The sequence below is a fragment of the Clostridium sp. AT4 genome (genome assembly GCF_001517625.2).
Taxonomy (GTDB): Bacteria; Bacillota; Clostridia; order Lachnospirales; family Lachnospiraceae; genus Enterocloster.
On record NZ_LN999827.1, the window covers coordinates 204,502 to 216,374 of the forward strand.

Here is an 11,873-nt window from a genome sequence, read left to right on the forward strand (position 1 = left end):
TATATTGCATTAGATATTTTCAAGCTTATAATGATCGCGCACGCCATCCAAAATCTTACTTCCCACTTTCGTGTGGAACAGAGGATCCTTGGGAATGTCCGGGTTAATTCCCAAGTCCTGAGGTGCAAGGCAGGCCACAATCTGCATTGGAATTATATATTCCCATGAAGAAAACAACGGATCTTCCACAAAATTACAAATCAGATTTTTACTGTTCTGCTCCACAATTCCCTCGGGAGATCCAATCAAATAATTGTGAGGAGTCCATTCCTTCAAAACCTCAATCAACCGCAGTGTTCTGGGCTTATAATCCCCTTTAGATGCCAGATAAAAAATATGGGTGCTTTCTGTTACAGAATTATAAATACCATGGAAAAATTCTTCAATATCATATCCCGTTACACCCTGACGTACGGTTTCAAGTATTTTTAATGCGCCCTCCAATACGTCGGCATACATGCCGTCATATCCCACAACAATGATCCTTTTTGCGGGAAGAAATTCATCCCTAATCCTTCCATACCATTCCACAGCTGCCTTTGTCACATTTCCCAGATTGTCAATTACACGGTACATACGCTCAAAATAAGCCTCTGCTTTCTCCTTAGATACAATACCTTTTTCCAAAGCCAGTTCTGTCAGCATCATCATCAGCGTAACCGTCGTACCTGCATATCCCTTGGTTTTAGCTCCGCACTGTTCATTTCCTACCTGAATTAATGTTCTGGTATCTGCGTGTTCAAAGATAAGAGCTGACGGATTTTCTGAAACAGCCGCTGTGTAAAGCCCCTGCTTCCTTGCGGCATCCAGACCAGCTACCGTAGACAGGCTTTGTCCTCCCTGAGACATACCAATCACAAGCGTGTGTTTATTAAATACTTTTTCACTACGTTCAAACTGAGTGGGATACATACAAAATACCTTCATCCCCAACAGTTCTTCCAGATAATTCTTTGCAGATAATCCTGCATGATAGCTGGTGCCGGACCCCAATACATAAATCTGCTGGATATCCTTATCCTTAGCATATGCTGTAAACTGCTCTGTGATTTCTTTACGATTGCAAATGATATTGCGAAGTACCTCCGGAGTTTCGCAAATATAACTGTACATTCTGGACTCACTCATTAGAAAATACCTACGACAGAACCAGCAATTCCAAAGAGAATAATTCCCCAGAGAACAGTGGTCGTCTTTATTCCTTTCTGTAATAATTTGTAAATAACAAATGTTAATCCTAACGGAAGAATATTTGGAAGAATGCTGTTAAATATATCCTGAATCACAACATCTGCTCCATCCATACTGATTACCAGAGGCGTAGAAAGCGCAACCATGGATGCACACATGGAGCCAACTACTACCAACCCGAGAATTTTAGCCACTTCTGTAAGAAGGGCAATTACTCCCCCCTGAGACATGTTCTCAAGAAAACTGACACCGCTCTTATATCCAAGCTTTAAGCCCTGATAGCGCACAAAAAGCTGTGGAATATTATACATCAGGAAAAACAATACAGCTCCCAATATGCTCCCCTGAGCTGCAAGGCTTGCTCCGATACCGGCTGCAATAATCCTGAGTGTTCCCCAGAAAAAAGAATCACCGATTCCGGCTAAGGGCCCCATTAAAGCAGTCTTAACTGCATTAATAGATTCTTCATCACACTCCTCCCCGTTTTCTCTGGCCTTTTTAAACTTTTCCTCCATAGCTATGGAAGCCCCTGTAATAAACGGAACCACACAGGGCGTTGTATTAAAAATAGCCAAATGCCGCTTCAGCGCTTTTGAAGCCTCCTCTTTATCCGGATACAGCTTTTTTAAAGCCGGCACCATCTGATAAGCGAAGCCAACATTCTGCATACGCTCATAACAAAAACATGCCTGAAGAGGGAATGTGCGCCAGAACGTCTTTTTAAATACCTCTTTAGTCATAACGGATTCCTGTACTCTTCCGTTCTCCTGATCTACATTACTCATCATAATTCACCCCCCAGATCATCTGACATTTCACAGCCGCCGTCCCCTTCTGCTGCCGCCAACGCCGTTTTTTCATTTTTTGTATACTGGAAAATAATATAGGCTATTGTCGTTCCGATCACAGCAGCTCCTACTGTATTAACGCCTATTAAAGATGTAAGAACCCATCCTACAAAGAAAAACGCCGCATTCTTTGTATTAAAGAGAAGCTGCATCAGTATTGCTATTCCCAGAGCCGGGAGCATACCGCTTGCAACTGATAAACCATTTGTGACACTTTCCGGAATCATTTCTACAAATGTTCCTATAACGGCAGATCCCAGTAATGCCCCTGCAAATACGAGTACAAAATAACTTGCAAAAAACAGGGCGGCGCCTCCCCAAAGAGCACGGTCAACACCTGAAAAATCTCCTCTTTCAGCCGCCTTATCTGCTTTGCTTACAAAAAATGCATTGGCCGTACGGTCCACAATCCCCACCAGCTGTCCAAGGGTCGCAATCGGAAGAGCAAGAGCTACCGCCGCGCTTATATCAAGTCCGGATGTAATAGCAAATGCCGTTGCAAGAATACTTCCTGATACTGTATCCGGAGGCGTAGCAGAGCCAATTCCTACAACACCCATCATAACCAGTTCAAGAGAAGCTCCAACAATAATACCTGTCTGTAAATCCCCTAAAATAATCCCTACCAAGGGCCCCAGTATTAACGGCCTTTCAATCATCCAAAGCCCAAAGACACGGCTGTCCCATATTCCAAATCCGCCAAGTATTCCCAACAAAACCGCCTGTACTATACTCATACCCTCACCTCACACTATTTGTTAAAATTCCTTCTGATTTCCTCGCTGTTCAATTTTCTGGAAGCTGGATCTGCCTGCATAAATATATTAATTCCCTTTTGTTCCATACGATCCATTACGCAGATATCATCTTCACTCATATAGGAATTCATATCTATCTGCTTTTTTCCCTCTCCACTTCTAAGGCCGCCCAACAGCACATCCCTTACAGCACTTCCTGTCTTTCCACACACATACTCTGCATCCTGCATGGTCTTGGTAATAACCATGATTGTCCGTTCTGCGTGCTTGGGATTATTGATCACTGCTACCGCTCCCTCCAGAGATTTCATGGAAAGGGTAATTCCCGGAGGTGTTGCCAGCTTAAATGCAATCTGCATGGTTTTATCTGTAATAACCTTATCGTTCGCTATTACAATAGTGTCAACTTTATAATAATTTGTCCACGCCACAGCTACCTGTCCATGTAAAAGTCTGTCATCCACTCGCAATACCTTTATCATTCCCGTCCCTCCTAAAGTTCTCCATCCTGATCTGGAAACTTTTGTTCATCCATATCATTCAAAAAAAGAATCGTATCCTTTGCCTGTGCTGCAATGCTTTTCAGAAGTTTTATATTTTCTTCTTTTTGATCGGTCAAATCAGTCATTAAAAGACCAATCAGAAGCCCCAGATTCAATCCGGTCAGCAGATACACATTTTCATATTCCGGAATAATCCTAAGCGCAGCCTGAGTTGTACTTCCCGCCGCCATATCCGTAACCACAATCACCTTTTGGTTTCCGAATGACTCAACTGCCTCTCTAAGCATATCGGCAGCCTGTTCCATACTCGTTTCCATCGTGATGCTCAATGCCTTCAAATCCGGCACATTTCCTAAAATAAATTCACAGGACTGTGCAATTCCCTTTGAAAATTCTCCATGCGTCAGCAGAACTACATGATTCATACTTACCTCCTGCTCTCTTTTGTAATGTATATACATTTAACTATAAAATAATATACATTTTATAGTTTGTCAATAGTGTATTGTATATTTTTTAAATATTTTTTACATAAGCAGCATCTGTACCCGCTTGACATTTGTTTAATATATCAGTAATATATGTATATACTTTTATTTGAAATATTGTATATGAAAGGGTAAAAATGAAAAAAACCGCTATATATTTACAGATTGCACAGAATATTATAGAAATGATTCAGGATGGCACGCTTCGTCCCGGCGATCAGTTAATGACTGAATCTCAATTATGCGAAAAATATAACGTCAGCAGGATGACTGTAAACAAAGCCCTTTCCACTCTGGTTGCCCAAAATTATATCAACAGAATTCCGGGAAAGGGAAGTTTTGTATTAGAAGCGAATGTATTGAAAAATATCGATGAAAGTGTACCCTCCAGTTTTTCAAGAGACATATTGTCCATTAACAAAAAACCCGGAGCAATTCTCGTAGAATACAGGGTTGTATATGCTAAGGAAATACCGGATGCAGCCCGGCAGCTCCTTCTTTCTGATAACGAACTGATTCACTTCATCCATCGCATCCGCACTATTGATGATATGCGTGTTGCACTAAGCTATACCTATATTCCGTGTAAATATCTTCCTGCTCTGGATGTAACTATTTTAGAGCAATCACTATACCGGTATCTGGACGAGGAATATAATATACATCCTTCTGCAACTGACTATACCTTTAAAGCCCTTCTTCCTACAAAAAAACAGCAGGCTCTGCTTTTAACAGAATCCTGTGCTCTTTTAAAGGTTAGCCATACAAGCGTAATCGATAATGGCGCTCTCTTTGAATATACAGAAACCTATTATGCCGGAAACCGGTATACATACCATTTTTCTAAAAAATAATAGAAGGCGGAGAAGTCCCATTACAGCTTCTCCGCCTCATATCTACAAATAATAATGCGCAAATCTCGCCTCTCCATCCTCTCCGATCTCCATAACCATATAGGAGGGCCGCCTGCCCTCCTGTCTGGGATAGGACAGGCTTCCGGGGTTGAGCACGATCAGATCCTTTTCACCTTCCCGCCGGTCAATCTCAAAAAAAGGCCGGTGGGTGTGACCGAACATAGCGATATCAAAATCTCTTGACCTTGCCTCTTCTTTTAAATACTCTGTGCTTAAAGACACATGATAGTAATGGCCATGGGTTAAAAGCGTTTTGTATTTTCCGATCATAAGATCCCGTTCCCGCTCCAGATGGGAAAAGAAGTCATTGTTTCCCAGAACCATCTCCAGTTCACAGCCCGGTTCTGCCCAATGAGCGATGTACTGTTCGCTTCCTTCGGCATCTCCCAGATGGATCAGCATATCAAAGGGCTTTTCCTTTTCCATGACCCACTGGAGATTTCCATCTTTTCTGTGCGTATCACTGACAATCAGTATTTTCATCCCCTGTTTCCTTCCTTTATCTTACGCCATTCTCCCACCTGTCACCGCAATCTCCTGCTTCAGCGCGCTCTTCATGGCCTCTAATGCCTTTCCTCTGTGGCTGATCCTGTTTTTCTCCTCCATGGTAAGTTCCGCAGAGGTTTTTCCAAATTCAGGAAGATACAGGATAGGATCATAACCAAAGCCGCCCGTTCCGGCAGGTTCCTTTGCGATCACACCTTCCATATATGCCTCTGTCTGGATCACTCGTCCATCGGGCAGCACAGCTGCAATATTGCAGACAAAGCGGGCGCTCCGCTCCTTTCCCTCTGCCCCCAAAAGCCGGTCTATGATATTTCTGTTTTTAATCTCATAGGAGGTATCCTCTCCCATATACCGCGCAGAATAAACGCCCGGCTCGCCGCCGATATAATCCACTGCCAGACCGGAATCATCTGCCAATACGATCCCGCCTGTATGCTCCCAGACAGCTCTGGCCTTGATACGGGCATTTTCGGCAAAAGACGTTCCATCTTCTGTAATATCCAGAGAAACTCCTGCCTCCTTCATGGACAGCACAGGAAGCCCCAGATCGGACAAAATGGCCCGGATCTCCCTCATTTTTCCCTGATTCCCTGTTGCAAAAATGATCTTCTGTTCCATAATCCTCTATCCTTTTGTATTGGTATATGCCTTCAGGCAGAGGTTGCATTTCTGAGTTTCCTCCACACGCTCCCAGAGACTGCCGTCATGGCTCAGATATCCTTCTCCGTCTGTAAGATCGACTCTGGCGATCCCGTCTCCGGCATCATATTCGATCGCTGCCGGATGAACGGTATCCGGAGTTTTTATTTTAACTATTATAGCAAATTTTTCTCCTGCATCCAATAGTATTTTTTCATCAAAAGGAACCGTATAATAGCCGGAATACATCAGTTTTCCCCTGGCTATGGGCCTTCGGTCATTCAAAGCCCGATCCATACGGGCGCTCTGGCTTTCCTTTTCAGCCCCGGAAATCCCCTCCTGTACTTCCGGCAGATATCTGGCCAGATACATTTCATACTCCGTATCGGATCCGGTCGCATAAAATCCGGCGGCTTCCAGTTCTTCCTTCTCACCTGCCCGGAAGGTATTGGCCGCCCAGACGGTATCCCGACCATAGCCGATCTGCCCTACCCAGCCGCACAGGTCGCTCTGATAGATCTTTTCATAAAGCCCGGCGGACTCTGCCCCGGTGTATACAATGTTGTGAACACCGATATTGGTATCGTAATAGGACACATAAAAATAGCCTTCATCACCAAAGTTTTCTCCCCAGCTGTTGGTACAGATAAATGCGCCGTCACCCTCCAGATCCATATTGAAATTTTCTTTTGGATAATCATCATCCCAGCCAATGATAACAGAATCATGGTTCGGCTCGTTCGTTCCCACATAGCAGTAGGAATTCGTATCCCGGTTGTAATACACGGATTCACTGTCATAATCCTGCATGGAAGTATAAAGGGAACTTTGAACTCCTCCCTCCAGATATACAGCCCTCTTGATCGCCTCATAATCCTTAGACGGAAGGATCTGGATTTCCTGTACATGAAGCCTGGGCTTCAGGCCGCAGGGGGAAACGCCGTCTCCATAAGGATCCTCGGATTCCCACACGGGTCCCTGCCAGCCCAGAAGATATGCCATGGACATGGTATATTCTCCGCCTTCATCCTGTCCCAGCGTATAATTATTATGCATGGACATATGATCCACTGAAAATGACTCATTCTTCTCAGGAAGAAGCGACGATTCCAGTGCCGTCAGGGAGGCAAAAGCCCAGCAGGTTCCAAGAGAGCCCTGATTTCCAATCTGGGGCGCACGTCCTTCCTCCCTGTAATCATAGGAATGGGGCAGAATTGTATCCTCAGGAAGCCCCCGGTTCCAAATCTGGCAGGAAGCATCCTTCTCTCCCACCTCCGGAAGGGCAGAAAGGCTCTGCTCCGTTTGTTCTGTTTCCTGCTCGCGGACATCTTCATATCCGAACGAACTATCTGGACTCCTTTTATCTGCCAAAACAGCGCAGCCTGCCGTCATAACAGCTATGCAAACGGCCAAAACAGCCCCCAAAGCCCTCCTATTCCTGTTTATCAATTTTCTTCTCCTGACTGCGTCTGGGAGGCTTCGGCCCCATAAACTGATAGAAATAGGTTTTCAGCATGCCGTTATAGATCTTTCGGTTCTTATCCGCCTTGCGCCCAATGCATTTTTCCGTATCCTCATAGGATGTGATCAGGTACATAGACCAGGCGTCCAGAGCGGCAAACCGCTCTCCGATTTCCCTGTAGAGAACCGGAAGATTCTTCTTCTCTTCAATCCGCTCTCCGTAAGGAGGATTAGAAATAATAAAGCCATATTTTTTCGGATGGCTTAAAGCGCTTACAGGCCGCTGCTGGAAATGGATCATATGGTCCACGCCTGCAGACTGGGCATTTAAGCGGGCGGCCTTTACGATATCCCCGTCAATATCATAGCCCTGAATATCGACCTGCACGCTGTCATCCACCAGATCGTTTGCCTCATCCATAGCCTCATACCAGCATTTGCGCCCGATAATATTTTTCCAGTCCTCTGCCAGGAAAGACCGGTTCATGCCCGGAGCTATATTGGCGGCGATCATAGCAGCCTCAATAGGGAAGGTGCCGCTGCCGCAGAAAGGATCTACCAGGATCCGATCCTTATTCCAGGGTGTTAAAAGGATCAGGGCCGACGCCAGTGTTTCCGTAATTGGTGCCTTGCTGGTAAGAGTACGATACCCCCTTTTGTGAAGGGAATCTCCGCTGGTGTCAATTCCAATGGTTACAATATCCTTGTACAGAAAAACCCTCAGAGGGAAGCTGGCTCCATTTTCTGGGAACCAAGTCACCTTATAATGGCTCTTCATCCGCTCTACCATGGCTTTTTTCATAATAGACTGAATATCGGAGGGGCTGAACAGCTTGCTCTTGATGGAAGACGCCTTTGCCACCCAGAATTTTCCATCTTCCGGAATCAGTTCCTCCCATGCAATGGCTCTGGTGCCCTGAAACAGTTCTTCAAAGGTTTCTGCCTTAAAGCTGCCCGCTTTCAATAAAATGCGTTCTGCTGTCCTTAAAAATACATTGGCTCTGCAGATTGCCTCGTCATCTCCGATAAAGGTTACTCTTCCATCTTCTACAGAAGCGATCTCATATCCCAGATCCAGGATTTCTTTTTTTAGTACTGCCTCCAGGCCGAAATGGCAGGGGGCGATCAGTTCATAGGTCTGCTTCAACTGGTTCTCCTCTCTTTTACAATTTCATTTCCTTAACCGCTTCACCGTCCAGTGTACGGATGGTAAATACGCCGTCCTCCAAAATACCATATGTATGCGGATTTCCTCCCTTGGGAATGGACACGGAACCGGGATTTAACACCCTGATCCTGCCGCAGTCTCCCTCTGTCTCCTCAGCCTTTAACAGATGGGTATGGCCGTGTATGAGAATATCACCTTCCTGCATAGGCGGAAGATTGTCCTGATTAAAAATGTGTCCGTGGGTAGCATAAAGGGTCTTTCCCTCCACAGAAAAAAGGGCATAATCTGCCAGAATGGGGAATTCCAGAACCATCTGATCGACCTCCGTATCACAGTTTCCCCGAACAGCATAGATCTGGTTCTTTAATGGATTCAGCATGGCAATGACTTCTTTGGGAGCATATTCCTTTGGAAGGTCATTTCTTGGGCCATGATACAGAATGTCTCCCAGCAGCACCAGCCGGGAGGCACCGGATTCTTTATAAATATCTAACAGTCTCCTGCAGTAAAAAGCAGAGCCGTGAATATCAGATGCGAACAATAATTTCATGAGATGATGGTTCCTTTCTTTTTTAGTAGTAAGGTGAGGCGTTTCAGGATGGGGCTTCTTGTCCGGCTGTGGGCCGGACAAGAAGCATCGAATGTTCATCCGATGTGAAAACAGGCGGGAACCCGTGCTTACAAGCGAGCTTGACGCACGGGCTCCCGCCTGTTTTCACGCCGTCCTGAAGTGTTTCCTCTATTTTAAATCCCACAGAGGTCTTCTGTCAACGTATTTCCCCCTGTAATCCAACATTCCTCCTGCCAGATCAGACACCTCATATCCCAGGCGCCAGAGGTCTCTGCAGACCACCATGCTCTTGGCGCCGCGGTCGCAGTAACATACGATCATGCCCTGTCTGGGAAACTCTTCCAAACGTTCTCTTACCTCTTCATATGGTATATTCACACTGCCAAAAATGCGGTTCTCACCATACATCCACGGTTCTCTCACATCTGCCAGGAGGCGGATCTTTCCTTCCTCCAGCCATTGATCAAGCTGTCTGTACGAGATCATCGGAAAATCATTCATCACTCCACCCCGCTTTCTGTTTTCCTTCTGTCTGTGGCGTGTCCTACTGTAGTATATGCGTCTGCTCCGGACAGGTTCCTCACGAAGAAGCCTAAAAAAACGGCATCTGCAAAAAGAGTTCTCTCTGCAGATGCCATTTTTATGCGAATGCCTATCTTTCTGATCTCAAAGATCAGTCGTTAGAATCGTTTCTTGCGTTGTTTCTTCCGCAGTTCTCGTACTTATTCTCAGCGGAATTCTTCATGTTGTTTTTAGAACGGCTGTTGGATGCATTGTTAGACGCGTTGTTGGAAGAGTTATTACGGCTGTTGTTCTGTGCGTTATTCTGGCTGTTGCTGTAGCTGTTCATGTTGTCATTTCTGCTTGACATTGCAAATACCTCCTGAAATGGTTTCCCTGACAGGCGAAACAGTTTCTGCCGCCGGGATGGTTTACGATACACCTTCTAGTATGGCGGAAAACTGTGGTTTTATACAAATTCCTCAAAGCGGTTGCTTTTTTGAAATTTTTGTATTATAAATGAGTATGAGGTAATGCAGTTTCCCTTAAGCTGCACCCTCATCCTTATTAATTATTTATACTCCCCTTTGAGAAAAGGCCAGGATAGCTCCCCTATCCCGGCCTTTCTCTCTATCTTTTTATCCTAATCCTTTGCACGGAATCCGAACCGTGCGTGGGTTTCCCCCGTAATCTACTCCATAATACTTCTGATCTTTACCGGATTTCTGTAATTCCAGTTGGAAATCGTAATGCCTGTGCGCTCCGTAGAAGCGTGGACGATCTTTCCTTCTCCAATATACATGGCAACATGGTCAATGTTGCTTTTGCTTCCGTAAAACAAAAGATCTCCCGGACGCATCTGATCTGCACTGATCTCTTTTCCCTGAAGAGCCTGTCCTCTGGAAGAACGGTTTAATGTAATGCCTGCACCGTGCTGATACACATATCTGGTAAAGCCAGAGCAGTCCACACCTGTATGAGGATCGCTCCCGCCGTATTGATAGGGGCCTCCTACAAACTGCAGGGCATAGTCTGCAAGCTGCTGTCTCTTATAGGAAGCGGATGACTCCCTGGCCTCCTTCTGGATCATGGCGATCTCGCCTTCCTCTGCCTCTTCCACCACTGCATTTTCAGAAACTGGAAGATATCCTTCTGTATCGTGAACCCGAACCTTCATCCAGCCGTCTCCGCAGTCCTCTAATACTTCATATGTACTGCCGACCTTCGCTGTAAAAAGAACCTCCTCGCTGTCGCGGTTCTTATTGATATTTACGCTTTCCGCTGTCACGGTCGCCACATACGTACCTGCTGCAAACCCTGGCCCAATGGCTGCCATAGAAGTAAGAGGAGCCGCAAATACCAGCATCCCGCACACAACACCTGTTCCAACCAGTTTCCTGAAAAAATTATGCATGTTCTTCGTCATCCCCGTTTATTACAAATCTGATTTGAATTGTTACATATTTGTTACGTTCATTACGGTTTTATTATAACATACATAAGATTTTCGTCAACCTGTTTATATTTTTTTAAGATTTACTCCAAAACACTTACAATCTTCACAGGCTCCCGGTAATTATAAGGAGACAGCTTAATGCCTGTTTCTTCTGTAGAGGCATGAACAACCTGCCCATTTCCCGCATACATAGCCACATGATTGATCCTGCCAAAGGGACTACTGTAAAAGATCAGGTCTCCCGGCTGCATCTCTTCTTCGGAAACTTCCGTTCCGCAGGCAGCCTGTCCTGTGGAAGAATGAGGAATCTCCACAGAAGCGCCATACTTCATGACATATCGTGTAAAACCGGAGCAGTCTACTCCCTTGTTCGGATCGGTTCCGCCGTATTTATATTCGCCTCCCAGAAACTGAAGAGCAAATTCCACTACTTCCCGCCGCTGTCTGGCCCCGCTGTCCACAGTCTGACGGTTTTTTTCTACCAAAGAGGCATTTCCTGCCGCAGAAATGTATCCCTCCCGGTTTCCCATGCGGATCTGTACCCAGCCGTCCTGTTCCTTTTTAAGCACCTCATAAGTCTGTCCTCTTTTTACCTGACCTACGGTTTTGGAATCCTTGCTTTTATATGTATATACATCCACAGATGGAGCCTCAATGGTCACCATATAAGAGGATCGGGTCTGCACCTCTGTCCTGGCCGCCGCCATGCTCTCCTGCGGATCCATCATCATAAGTCCTGCGAAAATAAATACTCCTGCTGCAGCCTTCACTGCAAGCCTGCGAAATACATCCAGCTTCAAATCTTAACTCCCCTGACTTTTAGAATACCTGAATCGGCTGTAATTGTTACAAAATTGTTACACAACGT

Annotated in this window: 15 protein-coding genes; 1 reads left to right on the top strand and 14 read right to left on the bottom strand. The window is 45.4% G+C overall.

Annotated elements, in window-relative coordinates; translation table 11 throughout:
* Positions 1-9: 9 nt before the first annotated feature.
* Genes BN3656_RS04155 through BN3656_RS04175 form a run of 5 tightly spaced genes read right to left on the bottom strand, consistent with a single transcriptional unit; the run spans position 10 to position 3,725 of the window.
* Entirely contained in the window at positions 10-1,113 is a 1,104-nt protein-coding gene (locus BN3656_RS04155; protein WP_066544528.1) for an SIS domain-containing protein, read from the bottom strand.
* Positions 1,114-1,127: 14 nt separating this feature from the next.
* Positions 1,128-1,979: a PTS system mannose/fructose/sorbose family transporter subunit IID gene (locus BN3656_RS04160; RefSeq protein ID WP_242962933.1), complete on the bottom strand. Its 852-nt coding sequence runs from the start codon at positions 1,977-1,979 to the stop codon at positions 1,128-1,130.
* The gene (locus BN3656_RS04165; RefSeq protein WP_066544529.1) at positions 1,976-2,776 is read right to left on the bottom strand and encodes a PTS sugar transporter subunit IIC; all 801 of its coding nucleotides are present in this window, start codon (positions 2,774-2,776) and stop codon (positions 1,976-1,978) included. Before BN3656_RS04165 ends, BN3656_RS04160 begins: the two co-directional genes overlap by 4 nt.
* 14 nt (positions 2,777-2,790) lie before the next feature.
* A complete protein-coding gene (locus BN3656_RS04170) occupies positions 2,791-3,279 on the bottom strand; it encodes a PTS sugar transporter subunit IIB (protein WP_066544531.1) in 489 nt (162 codons plus the stop codon).
* A gap of 11 nt (positions 3,280-3,290) precedes the next feature.
* Positions 3,291-3,725, bottom strand: coding sequence for a hypothetical protein (locus tag BN3656_RS04175; RefSeq protein WP_066544533.1), 435 nt, complete (start codon positions 3,723-3,725; stop codon positions 3,291-3,293).
* Between the two features lie 200 nt (positions 3,726-3,925).
* Here BN3656_RS04175 and BN3656_RS04180 point away from each other — a divergent pair, with 200 nt between their 5' ends.
* Positions 3,926-4,642 carry a GntR family transcriptional regulator gene (locus tag BN3656_RS04180; RefSeq protein WP_066544535.1) on the top strand — a complete coding sequence of 239 codons (717 nt, stop codon included), beginning with the start codon at positions 3,926-3,928 and terminating at the stop codon, positions 4,640-4,642.
* A gap of 42 nt (positions 4,643-4,684) precedes the next feature.
* Here the strand turns inward: BN3656_RS04180 and BN3656_RS04185 are convergent, their stop codons facing one another.
* The 9 genes from BN3656_RS04185 to BN3656_RS04225 form a co-directional block, all read right to left on the bottom strand.
* Complete coding sequence (locus BN3656_RS04185; RefSeq protein ID WP_066544537.1) at positions 4,685-5,185, bottom strand: metallophosphoesterase; 501 nt, start codon at positions 5,183-5,185, stop codon at positions 4,685-4,687.
* 21 nt (positions 5,186-5,206) lie between these two features.
* Positions 5,207-5,827: an RdgB/HAM1 family non-canonical purine NTP pyrophosphatase gene (gene rdgB / locus BN3656_RS04190; protein ID WP_066544542.1), complete on the bottom strand. Its 621-nt coding sequence runs from the start codon at positions 5,825-5,827 to the stop codon at positions 5,207-5,209.
* 6 nt (positions 5,828-5,833) lie between these two features.
* Positions 5,834-7,297 carry a lectin like domain-containing protein gene (locus BN3656_RS04195; protein ID WP_347460588.1) on the bottom strand — a complete coding sequence of 488 codons (1,464 nt, stop codon included), beginning with the start codon at positions 7,295-7,297 and terminating at the stop codon, positions 5,834-5,836.
* Positions 7,281-8,456: a class I SAM-dependent RNA methyltransferase gene (locus BN3656_RS04200; protein WP_066544544.1), complete on the bottom strand. Its 1,176-nt coding sequence runs from the start codon at positions 8,454-8,456 to the stop codon at positions 7,281-7,283. Before BN3656_RS04200 ends, BN3656_RS04195 begins: the two co-directional genes overlap by 17 nt.
* Positions 8,457-8,472: 16 nt before the next feature.
* Positions 8,473-9,027, bottom strand: coding sequence for a phosphodiesterase (yfcE, locus tag BN3656_RS04205; RefSeq protein WP_066544546.1), 555 nt, complete (start codon positions 9,025-9,027; stop codon positions 8,473-8,475).
* A 189-nt stretch (positions 9,028-9,216) separates the two neighbouring features.
* Positions 9,217-9,549, bottom strand: a complete 333-nt coding sequence (locus BN3656_RS04210; RefSeq protein ID WP_066544548.1) for a rhodanese-like domain-containing protein — start codon at positions 9,547-9,549, stop codon at positions 9,217-9,219.
* A 172-nt stretch (positions 9,550-9,721) separates the two neighbouring features.
* Entirely contained in the window at positions 9,722-9,919 is a 198-nt protein-coding gene (locus BN3656_RS04215; protein ID WP_066544550.1) for a hypothetical protein, read from the bottom strand.
* A gap of 321 nt (positions 9,920-10,240) precedes the next feature.
* Positions 10,241-10,963, bottom strand: a complete 723-nt coding sequence (locus BN3656_RS04220; protein WP_066544554.1) for an NlpC/P60 family protein — start codon at positions 10,961-10,963, stop codon at positions 10,241-10,243.
* Between the two features lie 122 nt (positions 10,964-11,085).
* Positions 11,086-11,805, bottom strand: coding sequence for a C40 family peptidase (locus BN3656_RS04225; protein WP_347460589.1), 720 nt, complete (start codon positions 11,803-11,805; stop codon positions 11,086-11,088).
* Positions 11,806-11,873: the final 68 nt, after the last annotated feature.